Here is a 21,882-nt window from a genome sequence, read left to right on the forward strand (position 1 = left end):
CAAGTGGAGAAACACCATGAAACCTAAAATGGCACTCAAGCCTCTGGTATTCGCCCTCGCAGCGGTCATGGCAGTTGCTGCACAAGCTGATAACCGGCATAACAACGGCCACCATGGCCATCACAACAACCATGACAATGTCCTTCTGCAGCTGTTGGTCAGCGCGGGAGCGGCCGCCACGGTGACCGATACCCAGGTCAACACCGGCAACACCGTGCGTAACGAGGCGACCGAGAACGACGCGGCGATGGAAGACTCCGCCAACCGCTCCAACGGCAACCTGGGCGCCAACGTGGCTGCCGGTGACGGCAACCAGCAGGACAACGTGGCCGCCATCGCCACTGCCGATGAGCGTTTCATCTTCGGCAGCGCCATGGCTATCTCCACCGCCACCCAGGTCAACGCCGGCAACAACGTCAAGAACTTCTCCACCAGCAACACCGCCAACCTGGTCGACTCGGCCAATGGCAGCTCGGGCAATATCGGCGTGAACGTCACCGCCGGCGACTTCAACCAGCAGAAAAACAACCTGGCGATCGCCGTGTCCGGTGGCCGTGTAGCGATGGCCGCCTCCACCGCCACCCAGGCCACTACGGGCTTGAACGTCGAAAACAACGCTGACCGCAAGATGGACAAGGAAACCCTGCAGGCCAGCTTCAAAGCCTATGGCCAGTACAAGGGTGACGGCTGGGGCTATGTTGAAGACGAAAAAGGCTGGGGCCACGGCCATGGCCATGACAAGGGCAAAACCGACAAGGACCCTCTGAAGTTCCACGAAGAAGGCACCTTCGGCCTGGCCGGTGTCGCCACCTACCAGGTGCTGACCCCCAACGGCTGGAAAAACCCTGTGACCAACACCGCCACCATGAGCAACTCGCTCAACGGCGTGTCGGGCAACGTGGGCGCCAACGTCTCGGCAGGTTCGGGCAACCAGCAGAGCAACTCGCTGTCCATCGCCGCAGGTTGCAAAGCCTGCACCGGCCTGTAACACAGCCAATCGGGGCCCTTCGGGGCCCCTTTCCTGTTTCGCGTCGGGGGAGAAGGCCATGCGCGCAGTTCTGCTTGCCGCACTCATGTTCCTGGCCGGCCTGGTCGAGGCCACGCAGATGCCGATCGCGGCGATGCCAGGCGGGACCTTGGTGTACAAGCCGGTACAGAGCATCCGCGAGCGTCGCTTCGCCGACCTGGTGCAACAGAAGACCGATTTCAGCTGCGGTGCCGCCGCCCTGGCCACCATCCTCAAGCAAGCCTATTGGCTCGATGTCGATGAAAGCCAGGTCATCGAAGGCATGCTCGCCCACGCCGACCCGGACCTGGTCAAGGTCCAGGGCTTTTCCATGCTGGATATGAAGCGCTACGTGGAAAGCATCGGCATGCGCGCCCGGGGCTACCGGGTCGAGGCCGACAGCCTGCACCGGGTGAGCATTCCGGTGGTGGTGCTGATGGACATTCGTGGCTACAAGCACTTCGTCGTGCTCCAACGCATCAACCGGGGCTGGGTGTACATCGGCGACCCGGTGCTGGGCCACAAACGCTACAAATTCGACGATTTCGTCAAAGGCTGGAACGGCATCATCTTCGCCGTCATCGGCCCCGGCTACGACAAGGCCAACGCCCTGCTCGACCCACCGGCTCCGGTCACCGCCAGGAACCGCATCAATGGGTTCTACCCGGTGGACGATGCCCAATTGATGGAATTCGGGTTCATCCAGAGCGACTTCTTCTAGTGATTACAAAGGGGCACGGAGCTCCGGGGAGCAGCGATGAAGACAATCAACTGGCTGGTAGCGGCATGCCTGGCTGCCAGCCTCCCGACCCAGGCGCAGACGTTCAAGCCCATCGAAGTCAAGGACCAGGAGCTGGCCCAGTTGCGTGGGCGCTATGTGATGCCGGGGCGGATCATCAGCTTCGGCGTGGTCATGAGCAGCACCTGGCAGAACGCTGCCGGCGACCGCATTGGCGCAACCACGACGATGCAGGTGCAGCACAACAGCTTCAAGCCGCAGTTCTACGTCTCCATGACCGGCAAGAACGGTGGCGGCGTCGCCCCAGGCCAAGGCCATGGCGTGGTCACAGGTGGCAGCGGCCTGGGCAATACCCAGGGCGTGACCCAATCGGTCCGCGCGGCCGGCGACAACAACAGCGCCTACAACGATGTTGCGATCAATGTCAGTGAAGGCGGCAAGGGGCCAGCTACCACACCACAAGGCCAGATACTGGCATCGGGCAAGACCCTGACCAGCAGCAACAATGCCGGCACCATGAGCGTGTCGAACACCGGCAAAGGCATCCAGATGGCCATCCAGGCCAACAACAACCAAGGCTCGAGCCTGCAGCGCCTGTCCGATGGCGGCCTGCTGCAAGCCACGACGCTGCTTGGCGGCAACAACGCGGTCAGCAACATGACCCAGCTCAATGTGGTGCTGCGCGACAACCTACCGTCAGCCGGCGCACTGAACTGCAATCTCGATCAACTCAAGGGCCTTCGAATCACCGGCTATTGATCTACGCTTCGTCTCACCATCGTAGTATTCGTAGGGACGGCTAACTTATGCATCGATTCATGTCGTTGAAAGCAGTTGTCTGTCTGGGCACCTTGGTGCCTTCCACCCTGCTCTACGCCGCCGCCGATCCGCAGGTCGAGGCCCTGAAGGCCGAACTGGCAGCATTGAAGGAGCGTTACGAAGCCCAGCAGCAAGCCCTGATGGTGCTGGAGCAACGGGTCCGCCAGGTCGAAGAACAACCTGTCGCCCCCCCACCCAAGCGCCTGACCCGCTCCCCTGCCTCTCAGCCACGCAACAACCAGGCCATCGCCGCCTCCGGCGGGGCTGCAGGGGCAACGGGTTCCTCCTACGGTGAATCGCTCAAGGACGACTCGGAGCCGGCCCAGAGCGTGTCCAACCTGTATGACGAGGCCAGCGGCTTCTTCGGCGGTGGCAAGTTCAGCCTCGAGACCGGCATCACCTACGCCCGCTACGACACCCGCCAGTTGATCCTCAACGGTTTCCTGGCGCTGGACTCGATCTTCCTGGGCAATATCAACCTCGACCGGATCAAGGCCGACAACTGGACCCTGGACCTGACCGCCCGCTACAACTACGACCAGCGCTGGCAGTTTGACGTCAACGTGCCAATCGTCTACCGCGAGTCTACTTACCAGTCCGGCGGCGTCGGTGGTGCCTCCAACGATGTCTCCGAACATACCGTCACCCGCGACCCTGCGCTGGGCGACGTCAACTTCGGTGTGGCCTACAAGTTCCTCGACGAGTCGGAGAACACCCCCGATGCGGTGTTCAGCGTGAGGGTCAAGGCCCCCACCGGCAAGGACCCCTTCGGCATCAAGCTGATCCGCGACCCGCTCAACGACAACCTCACTTACCCCGAAGACCTGCCTACCGGCAACGGCGTCTGGTCGATCACCCCGGGTATCTCGCTGGTCAAGACCTACGACCCGGCGGTGCTGTTCGGCAGCCTGTCTTACACCCATACCTTCGAGGAGAAGTTCAGCGACGTCAGTTCCACGGTCAACCAGAAGATCCCGGGCAAGGTGAAGATCGGCGACAGCTTCCAGATCGGTGCAGGGGTGGCCTTTGCCTTGAACGAGAAGATGTCGATGTCGTTCTCGGTGTCCGAACTGATCGCCCGCCGTTCGCGGATCAAGTCCGCCGAGACCGGCGACGAGTGGGCCGACGTGAAGAGCAGCGACGCCAACGCGGGCTACTTCAACATCGGCATGACCCTGGCTGCGACCGACAACCTGACCATCGTGCCCAACCTGTCGATTGGCCTGACAGACGATGCGCCGGACTTCACCTTCAGCCTGAAATTCCCGTACTACTTCTGAGTGACCACACTGCCACTTCCAGGGGCTGCTTCGCAGCCCTTTCGCGGCGCAAGGCAGCTCCTACAGGCCCTCGGCTGGTGCAGGGCCTGTGCGAGCGGGGCGTGCAGCGGCCCCTGATCGCTCCTGCATCCCGTCTGCAACCCTCGCCCCCCGCCAAGCGCCTGTTATCATGAAGCACACTTGAGTGACTGTTTCATGACAAGAAGGAAGTCTTTGTGAAAAAACTGCTCGGTCGCTCCAGCACCCGGCTCGTGGCGTTGGCCACGCTGGTGTTGGCGATCCCACTGGGCATCCGGGCCGCGCTCGGCTGGTCCAACCCCCTGGGCTATGTCTCCGACCTGGCCATCGGCAGCGTATTGGTGCTCTTGCTGCAGCGCCGCGCCTGGTGGCTGGCGTTGCCCTTGCTGCTGGCCTGGGCCAGCCTGATCGTCGCCAGCGCCGAACTGGTCAGTGCCGTGGGCCGTCTGCCCACCAGTGCCGACCTGAACTACCTGTTCGATGCGCAGTTCATGGAAAACTCCACCGGCGGCGGCCTCGCCCACCCCTGGCTGCCCTGGGCGCTCGGTGTCGGCGTGGTGGCCTGGCTGGGCAGCGTCTGGTACAGCCGTGGCACCCCCAGTGGCACCCTGCCACGCAAGGCCTGGGCGATCCCCCTGCTATTGTTCGGCGTGCATTGGGGCAGCCAGCACCTGGCGCCGTCCGATGCCGACCAATGGCGTCAGTACAACCTCTCGCACCAGTTGCTCTCGGCCGGGGTGGGTGACCTCCAACGCCAAGCCGTTGAGCGTTTCGGCGAAAAACCCACCTTCGCCCCCCTGCCCTCCACGGGCCTGACCCAGTCCGACCTCAACGGTCAAAAGCTGCTAAAAGCGCCTGGACAGGCGCATAACGTCCTGGTGATCGTCCTGGAAGGCATCCCCGGTGCCTATATCCGCGCCAACCGCCAGGCCTTGAACAGCAGCTTCGACGAAGACCTGATGCCCAAGCTCAGCCGCTGGGCCGAGCGCGGCATGAACACGCCCGACTACGTGCTGCACACCCACCAAACCATCCGCGGCCTGTACGCGCTGCTGTGCGGTGACTACGACAAGCTGGCCAACGGCACGCCAAAAGGCATGGAGATGCTGACCCAGGAGGTGCGCAACCAGGCCTGCCTGCCGGCACAGCTGCGCCAGGCGGGGTTCAGTACCCATTACCTGCAGGGTGCGGGCCTGCGCTTCATGGCCAAGGATCGGATCATGCCGCACATCGGCTTCGACGCGGTGCACGGCCAGGAGTGGTTCAGCAACAAGAACTACCTGCCTTTTCGTTGGGGCAAGGACGATCGGGCCTTCTTCGAAGGCGCACAGAAGTACGTGAAGCAGTTGCGCAAGCAGAAACAGCCCTGGATGCTGACCCTGCTGACCGTCGGCACCCACCAACCGTATTCCGCACCGCAGCGCTACCTGCAGCGCTACGACACGACCAAGCAGGCAGCGGTGGCCTACCTGGACGATGCCCTCGATGCCTTCCTGGTGAACCTGGAACGCCAGGGTGTGCTCAAGGACACCCTGGTGGTCATCACGTCGGATGAGTCCCACGGTATCGACGGGGTTCGCCTGGCCTCCTCCTGGGGGTTCAGCCTGGTCCTGGCCCCCGAACAGGCCCAGTTGCCACGACTCAAGCGCGGAACTTACGGCCATGTGGACCTGGCCGCGTCGCTGCTCGACTACTATGCACTGCCGATCCCGGCCGCCTTGAGCGGGCGCTCGCTGTTCCGTGACTACGACACCGGTCGCGAGATGATTGCCTACACCAACGGCATGCTGCGCTACCACGATGGCCACGGCACCTTCACCGAATGTGACTTCCAGCAACGTTGCCGGCGCTACGCCAGCAACGGTTTCATCGCCGACCAGGCCGAGTACATGGACCGTGCCACGGACACCACCGGCCAACAGCTCACCGCCCTGGCCAGTACCCTGGACCAGTCATTGCTGCACACACCGTTGAACCTGCGCTACCAGTTTGGCGGGCCGGCGGCGATCCAGCTGCGCAAGCACATCCGTGACGAGTGGGCCGACAACCTGATCGGTGCGCAATACCTGGAAATGCCCGAAGGTTCCCATACCCGCGTACGGGTGATCGTACGCTCCCTGGACCCCAAGCATGATGCCTATATCCAGCTCAAGGCCAAGGAGTACGAACAGGATGTACCGTTGGGACTACCGGAAGAAATCATCGTAACGGCCGACCGGCCGCTGGAGCTTGAGTTCGGCTTCGACAACCCCTCGGCCCGAAAGGCGTTTTCCTTCCACCTGCTGGGGTATGGCGGCGGTGAAGTGCAGGTCAGTGATTTCAGCGTGATCACCGGTGTTGCCGGGGGCGGCTGATACGCCCCCGTCGCACGGCCCCTGTAGGAGCGGGCTTGTCCCGCGATCACCGGCAGAACCGGTGCCAAGCACCGCGTCGAACGCTTCGCGGTAAACCCGCTCCCACAGACCGGTCCTACACCACCGGCGATCAAGCGATCGCCGCGTCCACCAGTACCTGGGCCTCGCGCACCAGGCGCTGCAGGTGCTCTTCGCTGACGAAGCTCTCGGCGTAGATCTTGTAGATGTCCTCGGTGCCTGACGGGCGCGCGGCGAACCAGCCGTTGGCGGTCATCACCTTCAAACCACCGATGGCCTGGCCGTTGCCCGGCGCATGGCTGAGGATTTGCTCGATCGGCTCGCCGGCCAGCTCCGTGGACGTCACCTGCTCGGCAGCCAGCTTGCTCAACAGTGCCTTCTGCCGTGCATTGGCCTTGGCCTCGACACGGGTGGCGAATGGCTTGCCCAGCTCGGCGGTCAGGTCTGCGTAGGCCTGGCTCGGGTTGCGCCCGGTGCGGGCAGTCATTTCCGCGGCCAGCAGCGCAGGGATCAATCCGTCCTTGTCAGTGGCCCAGACGCTGCCGTCCTTGCGCAGGAACGACGCCCCGGCACTCTCCTCGCCACCGAAGCCCAGCGAGCCGTCGAACAGGCCTTGGGCGAAGAACTTGAAGCCCACCGGCACTTCGTACAGCTCACGGCCCAGGCGCGCGGTGACGCGGTCGATCAGTGCGCTGCTGACCACCGTCTTGCCCACGGCGGCGTCGCTGCGCCACTGCGGACGATGGCGGAACAGGTAGTCGATGGCCACGGCCAGGTAATTGTTCGGCTGCAGCAGGCCGTCCGGGGTGACGATGCCGTGGCGGTCGTGGTCCGGGTCGCAGGCAAACGCCACGTCGAAGCGTTCGCGCAGGCCGATCAGGCCCTGCATGGCATGGGGCGAGGATGGGTCCATGCGGATCTGCCCGTCCCAATCGACGGTCATGAAGCGGAACGTGGGGTCCACTTCGGTATTGACCACTTCCAGGTCCAGACGGTAGCGCTCGGCAATGGCCTGCCAGTAACTTACCCCGGCACCGCCCAGGGGGTCGACGCCCAGGCGCAGCTTGGCGTTGCGGATGACGTCGAAGTCGATGACATTCTCCAGGTCCGCCACGTAGCGGCCCACATAGTCGTAACGCTGGGTGGTCGCCGCCTGCAGGGCCTGGGCATGGTCCATACGCTTGACGCCGGCAAGGCCGGCGGCCAGCAGCTCGTTGGCTTTGGCTTCGATCCACTTGGTGACATCGCTGTCGGCCGGTCCGCCGTTGGGCGGGTTGTACTTGAAACCACCGCTCTGGGGCGGGTTGTGCGACGGCGTGATGACCACGCCATCGGCAACGCCCTGCTGACGGCCACGGTTGTGGCAGAGGATGGCATGGGACACCGCCGGGGTCGGGGTGTATTCATCGTCCTTGGACAACATCACCTGCACGCCATTGGCGGCCAGCACCTCCAACGCGCTGGCGGCAGCCGGCGCGGACAGCGCATGGGTGTCGGCACCGACGAACAGCGGGCCATCGATGCCTTTTTCCTGGCGGTACAGGCAGATGGCCTGGGTGATCGCCAGCACATGGTCTTCGTTGAAGCTCAGCTCGAGCGAGGTGCCCCGGTGCCCGGAGGTGCCGAAGGCCACGCGCTGGGCCGCCACGGCGGCGTCGGGGCGGCCGGTGTAGTAAGCGGTGAGCAGGCGGGGAATATCGACCAGCACGCTGGCCGGAGCCGGCTTGCCTGCCAAAGGACTGAGCGTCATGCAAGAACCTCGAGTTCAACGGATGTAGGTGTTGGAACGCGCAGTGTACTGGGAGTTGCAACGCCGTGCGATGGGGCCCGTGGCGATTATTCGCCCACCACCTGCCACCAACCGGGGAACATCTGTCGCACCCGCGGCTCGGCGAAGCGTTCGTCGATCAGCAGCAGCACGCCCTGGTCCTGGTCGCCACGGATCACCCGGCCAGCGGCCTGGATGACCTTGCGCACGCCCGGGTACAGGTAGGCGTAATCGAAGCCCGCACCGAACTGTCGCCCCAGGCGCTGCTTGAACTGCTCGTTGACCGGGTTGACCTGGGGCAGCCCCAAGGTGGCGACGAAGGCACCGATCAGCCGGCTGCCGGGCAGGTCGACGCCTTCGCCGAAGGCGCCGCCCAAAACCGCGAACCCGACACCCTCGCCATCGGGCACGAAGCGAGCAAGAAACGCCTCCCGCGCCCCTTCGTCCATGCCTGGGGCCTGTTGCCAACGCGGGATGGCCGGGTAACGCTCGGCCAGCAGCGTGGCCACCTGCCCGAGGTACTCGAAGCTGCTGAAGAAAGCCAGGTAGTTGCCTGGTGCACGCCGGTACTGCTCGGCGATCAGTTCCACGATCGGGGCCAAGGAGGCGTGCCGCTCGCGGTAACGGGTGCAAATCTGGCTGACGACGCGCACCTGCAGTTGCTCGGCCCGAAACGGCGCCGCCACCTCCAGCCAGGCGGTGTCAGCCGGCATGCCCAGCAGGTCGGTATAGAAATGCCGGGGATTGAGGGTGGCGGAGAACAACGTGACGCTACGTGCCGCGCTCATGCGCGGGCCCAACAGGCGCGCCGGAACCACGTTGCGCAGGCACAGGGTGGCCAGCCGACGCTTGCGCGGGCCGTTGCGCACGCTTACATCGAAGATGAAATGCTCGTCGAACAACTCCGCGACCCGGCTGAACTGCAAGGCCTGGAAGTAGAACTGCAAGACGGCCGGTTCCACCTCGCCCGGGGCCTGTTCAAGACGCGCCTGGATCTGGCCGGTGCAGTGCTGCAAGGCGCCAAGAAATGCCCCGGGCAACTGATCGCTGGCCTCGTAGGGCGCTCGTTGCGTCTTGTACAACGCGTTCCACTGGCGGTTGAGCCGCTCCAGGGCGCTGCCAAGCCCCGCCGGCTTGCCTTGGCGCAAGGCCTGCAGCTGGCCCTGGTCGAGGCTTGCGCTGTACATCCCCCGGCCCCGCTCCACCAGGTTGTGGGCCTCGTCCACCAATACCGCGACCCGCCACTGATTGGCCTGGGTCAGGGCATGCAGCAGGGCGTGGGCATCGAAGTAGTAGTTGTAGTCGGCGACCAGCACATCGACCCAACGCGCCATCTCCTGCCCCAGGTAGTACGGACAGACCTGGTGCGCCAGGGCCACTTCGCGCAGGCCGGCACGGTCGAGCAGTGGCCGTTGCGCCGCAGCCTCACGCGCAGCAGGCAAGCGATCATAGAAGCCGCGTGCCAGCGGGCAGGACTCGCCATGGCAGGCGCTTCCCGGATGCTCGCAGGCTTTGTCCCGGGCGATCAGTTCCAGGGTACGCAGGGCCGGTTGCGGCGTGGCTTCGGTGATCTGGCGCAGGGCGTCGAGGGCCAGGGCCCGGCCTGGGGTCTTGGCGGTGAGGAAGAACAGTTTGTCCAGTCGCTGCGGCACCATGGCCTTGAGCAACGGGAACAAGGTGCCGAGGGTCTTGCCGATCCCCGTACTGGCCTGGGCCATCAGGCAGCGGCCGGTGCTGACCGCTTTGTACAAAGTCTCGGCCAACTGGCGCTGGCCCTGGCGAAACTGTGGGTAGGGAAAGCCCAGTGCCTCGAGGTCGCGGTCGCGCTCGGCCAGGCGCCGCTCCTGGGCCTGGGCCCAGGCCAGGAAGCAGCGGCATTGGCGTTCGAAGAAACGTTGCAGGTCGGTCGCGGCATGCTGCTCGCTGAATACAGTCTGGCGATCGCTGTCCACGTCCAGGTACACCAGCGCGACCTCGATCGAGTCCAATTGGCGTGCCTGGCACAGCAACCAGCCGTAGACCTTGGCCTGGGCCCAATGCAGCTGTCGATGGTTGGCCGGCTGACGTGACAGGTCGCCACGGTGCGTCTTGATTTCCTCCAGGCGGTTGGCCGCCGGGTCATAGCCATCGGCCCGGCCTCGCACTTCGAGCCCTTGGTATCGGCCTTGCAGCGCCACCTCGGACTCGTACCCAGCCCCGCGCCTTGCCACCACCCGGCGGTGGCCGGCAATACCTTCCTGGGCCGTGGGCGAAGGCGTGAAGCGCAGGTCCAGGTCTGCGACCTTGGCGCTGAACTCGCACAGCGCGCGCACCGCCACGGTGTAGGTCATGCCGTGTCGCTCCAGCGGACATGGCAGACCACGACCGGCAAGCCGTGCTCACGGCAGAACTCCAGCCAGCGCAGCTGGTTGTCCTGCAGGCGGTCTCCGGGCCCCTTGACCTCGACCATGCGGTATCGGCCTTCCTCGGGCCAGAACTGGACCAGGTCAGGCATGCCGGCGCGGTTGTTGCGGATATCCTGCAACAGGCGCAGGAAACACTGCTTCAGATGGATCGCCGGCACGCAGGCCAAGGCTTGGTCGAGCAGCTCGGGCGTGAGCATCGACCAGAACACGAAAGGCGATTGCAAGCCTTGCTTGGCCACAAAGCACTGGCCGATGGCCTGCCTATAGCTGCCATCGTCGAGCCGACCGAGGCAGGCGTCGAACAGGGTGGCACGGCGTTGCCGGAAATCGTCGTCATGCAGGTCCTGGGGGCCGGCCTGGAACGGGTGGAAGAAAGCGCCGGGTACCGGGGCGAAGATCGCCTCCCAGCACAACAGGCCGAACAGGCTGTTGAACAGCGTGTTCTCCACGTAATGACAAGTACCCCCGCCCTGCTCCAGGTGCAGGCGAACCGCCTCCTCGACGCCGAGGTGCGCGAGCGCCGCGGGCAGCTGCAGCTCGATCAGCTCGAGGTCCGCCGCACGGCGGCGCGCCCGCGGCGGCCCGCCCAGTTTGCGCCCAAGGCGCGGCAGCATGCGGGCCACTGCCTGGGACTCAAGGGCATTGGCTGGAGCGGCGGCCATTTCCGACGCCAGTGCATGGGCCTGCGCCCAGCGCTCGCTACGCTCCAGGGTGCGTACCTGACGGATGCGCGCCTCGGGGTGGTTGCTCTGGCCGTACACTTCGAAGGCTTGGTCCCAGTCGCCTAGCCGCTCGCACCGTTGGCCTATGCCATACAAGACCCGGGAATGGCGCCGGGCAAGCCAGGGGTTGTCGCTGTGCAGCCCTTCCAAAGCAGCCAACACGACGCCTGGCGCCTCGCCCTGCTCCAGACGTTCGGCGCACCGGTGCAAAGCCATGGCCAGGTCGACCTCGGCGCGTTGGCGCAATGCGCGGGAGTCGGCGCTGAACGGTACCTGTTCATAGCGCAGCACACCCAGGTCGGCAAGCACGAACTCCGACCAGTCCTGGTACAAGTTGCCAAAGAACAACAGACGCAAGCGATCGCACAACGGTTGCAGGCGCCAATGAAAAATACGCACAGGGCACGCCGGGAACCATTGCGCCAATGGCCGGGGCGCAAGCGCCAGTGGCAATAATTGCGCCAGCAATTCCGCCTTTGCCGCCCGGGGCCGACTCAGTTGCGCGGCGAAACATTGAACGAGTTCTTCCTTGCGCAGCACACCGAACAGTTGCTCCAAGGCCAGCATCGAACGGTCACACACCCACCCAAGCTGCAGCAGCGGCTCGAGCGCGACCTGCCATGGGCCGATTTCGGCATAGTCGAGCCGGTCACTGCGAAACAGCTCCCCTTTGCGCATGACCATGCGCACCAGCATGGCCTGGGCAGGCTCGGGCAGCCCGGCGAAAGCGCGCAGGAAACCCTGCTCGGCCTCATCGAGCACATCGGCATAGCGCTGCTGGACCCATGCCAAGACCTGCCTGAAGTTGCACAGGTAATAGAAGGGGTCATCGACAGAATGGGCAATCACGGTGAATGGGCAAATAGCGGGACAGGCACTGGTTATACATACAGACCCACCCCGCTGACAAGTGCCCCGGATCGGCGGTCACCCAGCTACGTCATCAGCCGGCGGTCGCGCCAAGGCCCGGTCCAGCCGGTGCAGCGCCTGCTCCAATCCCTCCCAGGGAGCGCCCTGCCACGTCAGGGCTACATACCCCATATGGTTTCCCTGCAGGCTGAACCGTTCCCCGGGTGTGATCGTCAATCCCGTGCCGGCCACGGCCACCTGCGCATGGCCATGATTCACCGGTTGCCTCAAGCGGCCCCATAGCACCCGGCCACCCTCGGGCCTGGCAACCACCAACCTGCCCCCCAGGCATGACTCGACCTGTAGAAACAAATGGTCCATGGATGCCTGCAGCTCGCTACGCATGCGCGGCAACCACGCCTCCACCTCCCCTTTGGCATAGATTTGGGCGATAGCTTGCTGGCGCAATGGCGGAATCAGGAAGCCACGACGGTCGATGGCCTCCTCCACATCCCTCTGACGGCAGAGTAGGTAGGCGTAAGGCCCTTCAGCACCTACCGTGGCTTCCAACGACCCCAGCACCAACAGCCGGCCGATGTCGACCCCATCGCGAAGATGCATGGCTGGCGGCTCGCCAAAACAATGCTCGCTGTCCAGGTCGTTTTCGAGCAACCAGGCCGGGTGGTCGGCGAGCAGCTGGGCGACAGCCTGCTGCTCGGAAAGCGAGACCCTGCGCCCCAAGGGCACGGCAAGGCAGGACGGCAGCACCACCAGGCGCACGAGCTCACAGGCGAGCAACTGCGCCAGACGGTCCAGGTCCAACGCGCCGTCATCGCCCGTCGGCACTTCAAGGACCCGCATCCCGGCCCAGCGCAGCGCCTCGAGCAGGCGCCGGCAGCACGGCGTGGTCACCACGGCGGTCGCCCCCTGCAAGCGCAAGGCCCGCAGCAACGTCACCAGCAACGCCTGCACATCCGTTGCCAGATGAACATGCTCGGCATTCCAGCTGTGCCCGGAGGAACGCGTGTAACGGGCAGCGAGCACGTGACGCAGCAATGCGCCCTTGCCTGAACGCCAGCTCGAGGGCCCTGATTGACGGGATAGCCGCCGTTCCTGGGCGAACAAGGCTCGCTCGAGCGCCATGGGGGTTGCCATCGGTAACGCGAACGCCGGCCGCGACCGTGGCCAGGCCGATTGTTCGCGCTCCCTGGCGTCGAACGCCACGAAATAGCCAGACTTGGGAACCGACCGTACCCGCCCCTGATGCTCCAGCAGGCTGTAGGCATTCTGCACGGTGGCCAGCGATACCTTCAGACGTGCCGCCAGGTCTCGCAACGAGGGCAAGCGACCCTCCTCGGTGGGGTCGGCCTGGTTGATGAGCGCTTCAATGTAGCGACACACGGCCTGGTAGGCGAACTCGCCTCGCCCGCAGCGCCCCATCAGAGCGCCGCCTGGCGCACCGTCGCAGCGGGGGGTGAAGCGCGTGGCACCAGTCGCAGGTCGATGTCGCGCCGCGCCAGGTTGGCCAATACCCGCCGGACAGGAGCGCCAAGCCGCCCGGCGTAGATCGCCTGGAGCTGCGTCAGGCTGAGGCCGCTGGTATCCACCAGCCAGCGCTTGACTGCCTCGGGGCATGCCTTGCCCTGCAGTGCTTTGTGCAGATACGGCAAGGCAACCTGCATGCAGGGATGACAACGCTGCAAGAAATACGCAAGGTCCCGGCCATGATCGGCAAAAGGCGCAAACAGCAGGCAAGCCAGTTGAGCCTCGTTCAACCCATGGGCCTGCAGAAACGGCGCCCGTACCTGCTGCTGCGCCCGCAGCCACCAGGCCAGTCGCGTGCCCTTGAGCGACAAGCGTGCATCCTGGCCTTCATCCGCGCGCAGCCGGGCCTTGAGCGTGCACAAGTTCCGCACAAGGTAAGGTTCGAGCGTGTTCTCCTTGGCAGTGCCCGGACCGTCCGCAAGGCCCAGCATGCCATCCAGGCCACCCATGCCGGCCGAGCGGGGCAGCAGGTCGTCGACGGTCAGGACGTTGACGCTATGTTCACGCGCCAGCGCCGGGGCGCTGACGAAGCGCCCGGTGGGCGTCCCGAGCACCATCTGCAACCGCCCCAGCCCCTCCAGCAGCGCGGCCGCGCAGCGATCGACGGTGTCCAGGCCCGGCTGCTTCGCAAGACGCAGGATCCGACGCCCCCACGCCAGGAATCGGCGACGCTGGCGGCCCGACCACGCCGTCACCAGGGTGTCGACGCCATCGGTGCAGGCGAGCGCCAGGCGCAGGGCATCGGCCAACTGCAGGTGCAGGCGGGCGCCCAACAGCGCGGCAGGCGCCGCCTCGGCAAGGTGGCCGAACAGCAGCATGGCTTCACGCGCTCCCGACCACTGCGCCGCGATCTCCGGTTGACGGTAACTGAACGGCACCAACTGGTCGTCCTCGACCATGAGCAGTTCCACCCGCGGATCGTCCTGCATGACCAGTGCACTGAAGCGCTGATCGTGCCGCTGCAGCGTCTTGGCGTCCATGCCCGGCAGGCACGCCACCACTACGCGCAGGCGGAACGTGATGCCGTAGCGCAAGGCCAGGTTCAACTGGGCCGCACGCACGCAGGCCAGCAGTTGGGCACTACACCGGTCGCCACCCAGCACCATCAACAACCGGAACCGGTCGAGGTATTCCCGCCCGCCGGCGGCCATTTCCAGCCGGTGGACCAACAGTTGCAACGAGGCTTGCTGCGCCCGTGGCATATGCGCGTTAACGCGCTCCAACACCTGTTGGTAGATTGAGTGCATGGCTTGGTCATGTAGGCTGCTCATTGAATAACTCCTTGTCCTTCAGTGCGTCGCATCCACGACAAGTATTGACTGCAAGCGCGTACACTTTTTACTTTGCAGACTTTTCCCACAGACACTTGGGAAATAACGCAAGACCTATCGAAAAACACCATTCCATTGGGCCCTGTTGGCCACACCGACCAGCCCCGAACCTTCCCGCCCCTGTACACAAGCCGTCCCAAGCACATGCTCTGCTCCTTGCAATCACTGACACGGCTTCATTATCGAAAGTTGCGGTACGAATAAAAGATACAGATCCTGGTAAAAAAACCATTCAGCGACGTCGGACTTTAATAACGACCAGCGCGAATCTCATCGAAATACCCCCTCGCTGCCTGGCAAAACTTCACGCCATAAATTTCAACTTAAAAAAAGTTGTCAGATATTAGCTTTAGTTGCGTAGGAATATTCTGATATTCACGAGAAGTACATCATGTATCAGCTAAAAAGCCGCTCCCGCAGTGTCGTCGCACTGCGGAGCGGCTTCATAGGCAGTCGGGAGGTGACGCCAATGGCCTTGGATAGACACGGCGCTACGGACGGATCACACCATCGTCAGTACGATCCGCCCACCACAAGGGCAATCGTCCATGTAGCGATGGGCCTCGACCACCTGATCGAACGGATACACCTTGACGATCTGTGGCGTCAGCAGTTGGTCGGCCGTGAACTGGTTTATATCGCGCAGCGCGCGCTGCAGCGCCACCTGGTCCTGGCAGATTCCCAGCTCCGGCTTGCCGGTGAAGTTGCTGATGCAATGCACGTAGAACTGGATGTTCTTCTGGAACGCAGCACACGCCGGGAACGGCGTCTGGTTGCCGCCTTGCAGGCCATACAGCACCAGGCTGCCGCGCGGGGCCAGGACGTCGCCCAGCAGCGACATCTGCGGCCCGCCCATACCGTCGAGGACCATATCCACACCCCGGCCATCGGTGTATTTGCCGACCTGCATGAGCAGGTCCTGCTCCTCGGTGACGATCACCTTTTCGGCGCCCAGGCCCAGCAGGTACTCGCGCTGCTCCGGGTCCTTGGTGGCGGCGAATACCCTAAGGCCCAGCGCCTTGCCCAATTGCACGAACGCAGGGCCCGCGCAGTGGCTGGCATCGGTCACCAAGGCCGTCTGCCCGGCCTTGGCCCGGGCCAGGTCGACATAGGCGAAATAGGCGATCAGCAGCGGGGTGTAATGGACGCTGGCCTCGATGGGCGTGAGCACGTCAGGATAGCGGGTGATGGCCGTGCGCGGCAGGACGATGACATCGCCGTAGACGGGGTGGTCGTTGGGGCTGGTAGCCGGGAAACTGGCCACACGGTCACCGACCGCAATGTCTTCGACACCTTCGCCGACCGCCATCACCACACCGGCCATCTCATGGCCGATACCCGCCGGCAGGCGCGCTTGGGACGGCGCCAGGTTCTGCCGCCACAGCACGTCGTACCAACTGACGCCGATCGCCTCGACGCGGATCTGCACCTCGCCCGCCGCTGGGGACGGCTCGGCCTGCTCCTCGCAACGGAGCACATCGGCCGCGCCGAACTTGTGGAAACGGATCATGCGGGACATCGCATACCTCGCCTGTGTGAATCTCGTATTACCACGGACTTTATCCGGGCTTTTGCCGTTAGACCATCAGTGGCTGTTAATAGTCGACATGCCTGTCATCGATTGGGCCCCTGGCATTTCCCTGCATTGGCACCCGGAAATCGGTGCAGGGTAACAGCCTTTGGCCTTAAGATTCACCCCTGCCCCCTTCAAGGCGAAGCGTATCGATGAACCGTAACGACCTGCGTCGCGTAGACCTGAACCTGCTGATCGTGTTCGAGACGCTCATGCACGAGCGCAGCGTGACCCGTGCAGCCGAGAAGCTGTTCCTTGGCCAGCCGGCCATCAGCGCTGCCTTGTCGCGCCTGCGCAACCTGTTCGACGACCCGCTGTTCGTGCGCACCGGGCGCAGCATGGAACCCTCGGCCCGCGCCCACGAGATCTTCGCTCTGCTCTCCCCGGCGCTGGACTCGATCTCCACCGCCGTCAGCCGCGCCGCCGAGTTCGACCCTGCCACCAGTACCTCGGTGTTTCGCATCGGTTTGTCCGACGATGCCGAATTCGCCCTGCTGCCACAGTTGCTCAAGCGCATCCGCGCCGAGGCGCCGGGCATCGTGCTGGTGGTGCGCCGGGTCAATTACCTGCTGATGCCCACGCTGCTGGCCTCGGGCGAGATTTCGGTCGGCGTCAGCTACACCAATGAGTTGCCAGCCAACGCCAAGCGCAAGGTGCTGCGCCGCAGCAAGCCCAAACTGCTGCGCGCCGACAGCATGCCCGGCGCCATCAGCCTGGATGACTTCTGCGCCCGCCCCCATGCGTTGGTGTCGTTCGCGGGCGACCTTTCCGGCTTCATCGACGAAGCCCTGGACGAAATCGGCCGCAAGCGCCACGTGGTCCTGGCCGTACCGCAGTTCAACGGCCTGGGCAGCCTGCTGGCCGGCACCGACATCGTCGCCACCGTCCCCGACTACACCGCCGACGCCCTGACCGCCGCCGGCGGCTTGCGCGCCGAGGAATTGCCCCTGGAGGTACGCAGCTTCGAGCTGCACATGGCCTGGCGCGGCGCCCAGGACAATGACCCGGCGGAGCGGTGGTTGCGGTCGCGGATACAGATGTTCTTTGGCGATCCTGACAGCCTCTGAGACTCATCGGCCCAGCGGATCTACGACCTGATCGATTGAAGCCGCTCGATGCAACGGGTTGAAGGTGCCTATTGAATGGAAAGAGTCGGCATGGAAGAAATAGAAACGATCACCGCTCCGGGCGGCATGTTCGCGGTCAGGGTCGAAGCCTGGGAAGCGCGCAATACCCAATGGGTGTATGTGCCAACGCTCCTCGAAGCGCATACTCAGGTTGTCATCTTCGCGTTCGCCGACCCTCGTTGGTCCATGGACCACGTCACTTGGCACAGCGATGCGGTCGTGCATCTCGTGCTTCGCAAGTTTCCAGGCGACCATCGTCCTGCTGCGCTGGAGGTTGTTGTCGACTGCGCCAGGCGTACGGCGGTAGTGGGGGCCGGCACCGCATGCATGCTCGCCGAGATCGAACAGGCTCTGGAGGCTGCATTCGAGAAGAAGCCAAGTGGGCCCTGAGGATCAATCGGCCAGCCATTTGTTCTTCATCGAGGTCAGCAATGCTTCTTTGGCCAGCCCTTCGATGACCATCCCTGCGCACCGATATCTATCGCCCCGATAATCCCGCTCAATAATCAAGCAAGTCGATAGTTTGAATCGCTCCAGATTGTTTTTTCTCAACCTGCCTTTGCATCACCCTTGGCTCCACAAGCGAAACCCGGAGCCACCACCATGGGCACGACCCTTCTCCACTCACTCAAGCAAGGCGCCTACCTGGCGATCCTAGGCTACACCCTGCTCGTCCTCGTCGCGTTGGCCGCCAATACCCAGGGGCTGGCATCGTGAGCGCCGGGTCATTCTGGGTGATTGCGTTCTTCGTGTTCATCAACAACGGCTGCTCGCTGCTGGGCTGCGGAGATCGTTCGGTAGGCGCCGTGGCACGGGGCATCGAATCTCGCACGGAAATCGCCAACGCCATCACGCTACAGCGGGCGCAGAAAGCCAATGCCGGTGGCCGGCCACCAGACGATGGGCAGGAGCCCTCGACGATCTTCCTGACGCTTCGTGCCTGACGCTCACTCGCCCGCCGCCACGCGCTCCAGCCGATAGCCGTATCCGTAGATGGTCAGCAATTGCCAACCGCGCTCGGCACTCAACCCGAGCTTGTTGCGCAGGCGATAGATATGCGTATCCAGTGGCCGTGAGGAGAGCACTTCTTCGTGGGGCCAGAAACGCTCGTAGAGGTACTCACGCGACAATGGGCGGCCCAGATTGGCGAACAGGCAGCGGGCCAGGCGGTACTCCCGTTCGGTCAGGTTGATCGGTGCGCCGGCGCGGGTCACGGTCAGCTCGGCATCATCGAAACGCAGATCGTTGAAGGTCTGTACTTCATTTTGCGCCGGACGTGTCGGCGCATGGCGGCGCAGCACGGCCCCCACCCGTGCTTTCAGTTCGTTGGGCCGGAACGGCTTGCTGACGTAGTCGTCGGCCCCGCAGTTCAGCGCCTGCACGATGTCCTGCTCGGTGTCACGGCTGGTCAGCATGATCACCGGCGGCGGTGCGTCGAGGTGCTCGCGGCTCCAGCGCAGTACTTGCAGGCCGCTCACATCTGGCAACTGCCAGTCGAGCACCAAGAGGTCGAAGGTTTCCCGCTTCAGTTGCCTGAGCAGGTCCTCGCCACGCATGAAGCGATGCACGACCCAGGCTTGTTCGCCGTGCGCGGGTATCTGCTGCAGGGTGTGCTCGACCCGATCCAGTTCGGCCGGCTCATCGTCCAGTATCGCGATACGCATGAAAAAACTTGTCCTGTTCCAATGGGCCAGCGCCCTGTTTTCGCTCCATGAACGGTGGATCACGAATCTGAAGAATTGTGGCGGATCAGGCGGGTCGCAACCAGCCCTTGATAGCCTGATCTCAAATCGCCATCGGGCCAGATACAGCACCGGCCTGACCGTTCAAGGAGCAACAGCCATGGGTTCTCGGCCAATTCGTCAACGTATGCGTGACATCAACCTGCGAGCCCTCGCCGCGGTTTCCTGCATGGCCTTGCTCCTGGGCATCGGCTCGAGCAGCCATACGCAGGCGCCCGCCTTGGCGTCGGTGGTCGGCCAAGGCACTGCCAGCCCCGCCTTCGCCGCCCCGCTGGGTCTCGACACCCGCCCCCATGTGCGTGGCGACCTATGGGAAGTCAGCGGCGCTGTCAGCGTGCAGGATGACCCGCGCTGGGTATTTTGAATCGGCCGAATCTGAAATATCAGCGAAAGAATCTGAAGAAATATGGCAAATCCCGCAGCAGTTGAAGCCCGCTTGGTAGATTGCCAACCGTTGAGCAGGACGAGGGGCAAATGGACGGCCCCGACACACGGATGTGTAAACCTACTTCACCAACGGGACGAGGCAACTCGAACCCGGGTCAGGGCCGATAAAGGATGATCGCCCCAGGCAACCGAGCCGCTTCCTCCCTGGGCCGGCTCCGACACAAGGACGTGTCATCTCCTCTTCCCCTCCCGAGCCATTCCAACCACTGATGACGCGTTGCGCGTTTCACCTCTGGATCTGACAAGGACCTCATCATGAAAGCATACGGAGCCGAGTTCTTCGGCACTTTCTGGCTGGTACTGGGCGGTTGCGGCAGCGCCGTCCTCGCCGCCGGTGTACCGGAACTGGGTATCGGCTACCTCGGCGTCGCCCTGGCCTTCGGCCTCAGCGTACTGACCATGGCCTATGCCATCGGCTCGATCTCCGGCGCGCACCTGAACCCGGCCGTGTCCATTGGCCTGTGGGTCGGCGGACGCTTCCCCGCCAGCCAACTGCTGCCCTACATCGTCGCCCAGGTGCTCGGCGGCCTCGCCGCCGGGGGCGTGCTGTACCTGATCGCCAGCGGCAAGGCCGGCTTCGACCTGGCTGCCGGCTTCGCCTCCAACGGCTACGGCGAGCACTCCCCAGGTGGTTATGCGCTGCAGGCGGCGCTGATCAGCGAGGTAGTACTGACTGCACTGTTCCTGCTGATCATCCTTGGCGCCACCTCCAAGCGTGCGCCCCAGGGCTTTGCACCGATCGCCATCGGCCTGACCCTGACCCTGATCCACCTGATCAGCATCCCGGTCACCAACACCTCGGTGAACCCGGCACGCAGCACCGCGGTGGCGCTGTACGTCGGTGACTGGGCCATCGCCCAGCTGTGGCTGTTCTGGGTCGCGCCGATCCTGGGGGCCGTGCTCGGTGCCCTGGCCTACCGCCTGGTCGGCGACAAGAACGATTGAGCCGATGCGCCTGGCACTGCGCCAGGCGCAATTGCCAGAGAAGGCTGAGGGCGCTTCGTGCGCCCGATGGTGCTGCAAGGATTGCGAAACCGGCGCTCGATCAGGCAGATTGCAACCTGACCGGATCGCCAGCGATACCTGACCCGCTGCCCAGTGAAGCCCATGACTGCCCTCCTCTTTGCTTCGAACCTTGTTTCCCTGCCGCTGCGCCCTGCCTGCCTCGCCCTGGCGTTCGGCGGCCTGCTGGCGCTGCTCGCCGGCCCTGCACCGGCCACCCCGGCCAAGACCGAACGGCCGCCGTACATCGAACTGGGCCAGGCGTGCCTGCCCCAGCCGCTGCCCGCGAGCGTGCTGTACCTTGCAGGCGATGCCTGGAAGGTCGACGCCAAAGGTAACCAGACCCCGCTCGAAGAAGGCATGGCCATCGACGAGCAGGAGGGCGTGAAAACCTCCCCTACCGCCTTCGTCAGCCTGCTGCTCGGCGATGGCAGCCGCATCGTCCTGCCATCGAGCTCGCACGTCACCCTGCACCTCGATGAACAGAAAGGAATCGCGCAAGTCGCCCTGCGCGCGGGTCAGGTCGAATCCTATGTCCTGAAAAGAATCAGCGACCACGACCGCTTCCAAGTGCTGACGCCGGTCGGCGTGCTGGGCGTGCGCGGTACCCATTTCCGCGCACGCATCGAAGACCGACAGGCCTTGGCCGAAGTCCTCGACGGGCGCGTCGCGGTCAACCGCGACTTGACCAACGACGACCTGCCGGTCGCCGGCAAGCGCCCGCCCCGCAAGCTGCCACAGGCCCGCGCAGAGCCCGACGACGTGCTGCTCGACGCCCGCCGTGGCTTGAAGATCAAGGCACAAGGCAAGCTGACCCCGGTCGACCTGCTGCCCGCCCCGCAGTTGCGCGGCCAAGGCGGCGAACACGGCCAGTCGCGCCAGTGGACGCTGTACCTGGCACCGGTCCAGGGCGCCAAGCGCTACCGCGCCCAGGTGGCCAGCGACCCGGACTTCCTGCATATCCAGCAGGAGCGCTTCTCGAGCACGCCGCAGGTCAGCTTCAGCGACCTCGAGGCTGCGTTCTACCATGTGCGCCTTTCGGCCTTCGACAGCGAGGGCCTGGAAGGCCAAACCAGCGTCTACGATATTCTCTACTACCCCCGGCGCAGCGATGCGCAATAAAGGATCGGAGCTGCG

Annotated in this window: 18 protein-coding genes; 11 read left to right on the plus strand and 7 right to left on the minus strand. The window is 64.3% G+C overall.

Features of this window, described 5'->3' with window-relative positions; all coding sequences use genetic code 11:
- Positions 1-16 precede the first annotated feature (16 nt).
- The 5 genes from ACNFCI_RS10715 (at position 17) to ACNFCI_RS10735 (ending at position 6,216) form a co-directional block, all read left to right on the plus strand.
- Positions 17-988 carry a heme utilization protein gene (locus ACNFCI_RS10715; RefSeq protein ID WP_084858027.1) on the plus strand — a complete coding sequence of 324 codons (972 nt, stop codon included), beginning with the start codon at positions 17-19 and terminating at the stop codon, positions 986-988.
- Between the two features lie 58 nt (positions 989-1,046).
- On the plus strand, positions 1,047-1,727 hold the full coding sequence (locus ACNFCI_RS10720) for a C39 family peptidase (RefSeq protein ID WP_084858028.1): 681 nt from the start codon (positions 1,047-1,049) through the stop codon (positions 1,725-1,727).
- 36 nt (positions 1,728-1,763) lie between these two features.
- A complete protein-coding gene (locus ACNFCI_RS10725) occupies positions 1,764-2,504 on the plus strand; it encodes a hypothetical protein (protein WP_084858029.1) in 741 nt (246 codons plus the stop codon).
- Positions 2,505-2,551: 47 nt separating this feature from the next.
- Positions 2,552-3,844: a transporter gene (locus ACNFCI_RS10730; protein ID WP_084858030.1), complete on the plus strand. Its 1,293-nt coding sequence runs from the start codon at positions 2,552-2,554 to the stop codon at positions 3,842-3,844.
- A 215-nt stretch (positions 3,845-4,059) separates the two neighbouring features.
- The gene (locus tag ACNFCI_RS10735; protein WP_368828893.1) at positions 4,060-6,216 is read left to right on the plus strand and encodes an LTA synthase family protein; all 2,157 of its coding nucleotides are present in this window, start codon (positions 4,060-4,062) and stop codon (positions 6,214-6,216) included.
- Between the two features lie 130 nt (positions 6,217-6,346).
- On the opposite strand, the gene pgm is transcribed toward ACNFCI_RS10735, so the two are convergent.
- The 6 genes from pgm to ACNFCI_RS10765 all read right to left on the minus strand — a co-directional run bounded on the left by pgm (position 6,347) and on the right by ACNFCI_RS10765 (position 16,373).
- Positions 6,347-7,984, minus strand: coding sequence for a phosphoglucomutase (alpha-D-glucose-1,6-bisphosphate-dependent) (gene pgm / locus ACNFCI_RS10740; RefSeq protein ID WP_324811937.1), 1,638 nt, complete (start codon positions 7,982-7,984; stop codon positions 6,347-6,349).
- An 86-nt stretch (positions 7,985-8,070) separates the two neighbouring features.
- Positions 8,071-10,332 (minus strand): ATP-dependent DNA helicase, encoded by a 2,262-nt coding sequence (locus tag ACNFCI_RS10745; protein WP_084858033.1) that lies wholly within the window; start codon positions 10,330-10,332, stop codon positions 8,071-8,073.
- On the minus strand, positions 10,329-11,978 hold the full coding sequence (locus ACNFCI_RS10750; protein WP_368828892.1) for a VRR-NUC domain-containing protein: 1,650 nt from the start codon (positions 11,976-11,978) through the stop codon (positions 10,329-10,331). The genes ACNFCI_RS10745 and ACNFCI_RS10750 overlap by 4 nt, the downstream gene beginning before the upstream one ends.
- A gap of 78 nt (positions 11,979-12,056) precedes the next feature.
- Positions 12,057-13,418 (minus strand): aminotransferase class I/II-fold pyridoxal phosphate-dependent enzyme, encoded by a 1,362-nt coding sequence (locus ACNFCI_RS10755; protein ID WP_368828891.1) that lies wholly within the window; start codon positions 13,416-13,418, stop codon positions 12,057-12,059.
- A complete protein-coding gene (locus ACNFCI_RS10760) occupies positions 13,418-14,794 on the minus strand; it encodes a hypothetical protein (RefSeq protein WP_368828890.1) in 1,377 nt (458 codons plus the stop codon). Before ACNFCI_RS10760 ends, ACNFCI_RS10755 begins: the two co-directional genes overlap by 1 nt.
- 562 nt (positions 14,795-15,356) lie before the next feature.
- The gene (locus tag ACNFCI_RS10765) at positions 15,357-16,373 is read right to left on the minus strand and encodes a zinc-dependent alcohol dehydrogenase family protein (RefSeq protein ID WP_368828889.1); all 1,017 of its coding nucleotides are present in this window, start codon (positions 16,371-16,373) and stop codon (positions 15,357-15,359) included.
- A 206-nt stretch (positions 16,374-16,579) separates the two neighbouring features.
- Between ACNFCI_RS10765 and ACNFCI_RS10770 the strand changes: the two genes are divergently transcribed.
- The 3 genes from ACNFCI_RS10770 to ACNFCI_RS10780 all read left to right on the plus strand — a co-directional run bounded on the left by ACNFCI_RS10770 (position 16,580) and on the right by ACNFCI_RS10780 (position 18,498).
- Positions 16,580-17,494, plus strand: coding sequence for a LysR family transcriptional regulator (locus ACNFCI_RS10770; protein ID WP_368828888.1), 915 nt, complete (start codon positions 16,580-16,582; stop codon positions 17,492-17,494).
- Positions 17,495-17,584: 90 nt separating this feature from the next.
- Entirely contained in the window at positions 17,585-17,944 is a 360-nt protein-coding gene (locus ACNFCI_RS10775; protein WP_368828887.1) for a hypothetical protein, read from the plus strand.
- Between the two features lie 323 nt (positions 17,945-18,267).
- A complete protein-coding gene (locus tag ACNFCI_RS10780; RefSeq protein WP_084858051.1) occupies positions 18,268-18,498 on the plus strand; it encodes a hypothetical protein in 231 nt (76 codons plus the stop codon).
- A 3-nt stretch (positions 18,499-18,501) separates the two neighbouring features.
- Here ACNFCI_RS10780 and ACNFCI_RS10785 read toward each other — a convergent pair whose 3' ends face one another.
- Positions 18,502-19,218: a response regulator transcription factor gene (locus tag ACNFCI_RS10785; RefSeq protein ID WP_084858052.1), complete on the minus strand. Its 717-nt coding sequence runs from the start codon at positions 19,216-19,218 to the stop codon at positions 18,502-18,504.
- Positions 19,219-19,396: 178 nt separating this feature from the next.
- On the opposite strand from ACNFCI_RS10785, the gene ACNFCI_RS10790 reads away from it, so the two are divergent.
- The 3 genes from ACNFCI_RS10790 (at position 19,397) to ACNFCI_RS10800 (ending at position 21,867) form a co-directional block, all read left to right on the plus strand.
- Positions 19,397-19,660 (plus strand): hypothetical protein, encoded by a 264-nt coding sequence (locus ACNFCI_RS10790; RefSeq protein WP_324814382.1) that lies wholly within the window; start codon positions 19,397-19,399, stop codon positions 19,658-19,660.
- A 338-nt stretch (positions 19,661-19,998) separates the two neighbouring features.
- Complete coding sequence (gene aqpZ / locus ACNFCI_RS10795; RefSeq protein ID WP_368828886.1) at positions 19,999-20,688, plus strand: aquaporin Z; 690 nt, start codon at positions 19,999-20,001, stop codon at positions 20,686-20,688.
- 162 nt (positions 20,689-20,850) lie between these two features.
- A complete protein-coding gene (locus tag ACNFCI_RS10800) occupies positions 20,851-21,867 on the plus strand; it encodes a FecR family protein (protein ID WP_324814377.1) in 1,017 nt (338 codons plus the stop codon).
- The last annotated feature ends 15 nt before the right edge of the window (positions 21,868-21,882 follow it).

This window comes from Pseudomonas sp. NY15356 (genome assembly GCF_048068175.1).
In the GTDB taxonomy this organism is placed as follows: domain Bacteria; phylum Pseudomonadota; class Gammaproteobacteria; order Pseudomonadales; family Pseudomonadaceae; genus Aquipseudomonas; species Aquipseudomonas putida_K.

Coding starts and splice junctions, on each gene's coding strand:
- ACNFCI_RS10715 (WP_084858027.1), top strand. CDS start 17: ATGAAACCTAAAATGGCACTCAAGCCTCTGGTATTCGCCCTCGCAGCG.
- ACNFCI_RS10720 (WP_084858028.1), top strand. CDS start 1,047: ATGCGCGCAGTTCTGCTTGCCGCACTCATGTTCCTGGCCGGCCTGGTC.
- ACNFCI_RS10725 (WP_084858029.1), top strand. CDS start 1,764: ATGAAGACAATCAACTGGCTGGTAGCGGCATGCCTGGCTGCCAGCCTC.
- ACNFCI_RS10730 (WP_084858030.1), top strand. CDS start 2,552: ATGCATCGATTCATGTCGTTGAAAGCAGTTGTCTGTCTGGGCACCTTG.
- pgm (WP_324811937.1), bottom strand. CDS start 7,984: ATGACGCTCAGTCCTTTGGCAGGCAAGCCGGCTCCGGCCAGCGTGCTG.
- ACNFCI_RS10745 (WP_084858033.1), bottom strand. CDS start 10,332: ATGACCTACACCGTGGCGGTGCGCGCGCTGTGCGAGTTCAGCGCCAAG.
- ACNFCI_RS10755 (WP_368828891.1), bottom strand. CDS start 13,418: ATGGGGCGCTGCGGGCGAGGCGAGTTCGCCTACCAGGCCGTGTGTCGC.
- ACNFCI_RS10760 (WP_368828890.1), bottom strand. CDS start 14,794: ATGAGCAGCCTACATGACCAAGCCATGCACTCAATCTACCAACAGGTG.
- ACNFCI_RS10765 (WP_368828889.1), bottom strand. CDS start 16,373: ATGTCCCGCATGATCCGTTTCCACAAGTTCGGCGCGGCCGATGTGCTC.
- ACNFCI_RS10770 (WP_368828888.1), top strand. CDS start 16,580: ATGAACCGTAACGACCTGCGTCGCGTAGACCTGAACCTGCTGATCGTG.
- ACNFCI_RS10775 (WP_368828887.1), top strand. CDS start 17,585: ATGGAAGAAATAGAAACGATCACCGCTCCGGGCGGCATGTTCGCGGTC.
- ACNFCI_RS10785 (WP_084858052.1), bottom strand. CDS start 19,218: ATGCGTATCGCGATACTGGACGATGAGCCGGCCGAACTGGATCGGGTC.
- ACNFCI_RS10790 (WP_324814382.1), top strand. CDS start 19,397: ATGGGTTCTCGGCCAATTCGTCAACGTATGCGTGACATCAACCTGCGA.
- aqpZ (WP_368828886.1), top strand. CDS start 19,999: ATGAAAGCATACGGAGCCGAGTTCTTCGGCACTTTCTGGCTGGTACTG.
- ACNFCI_RS10800 (WP_324814377.1), top strand. CDS start 20,851: ATGACTGCCCTCCTCTTTGCTTCGAACCTTGTTTCCCTGCCGCTGCGC.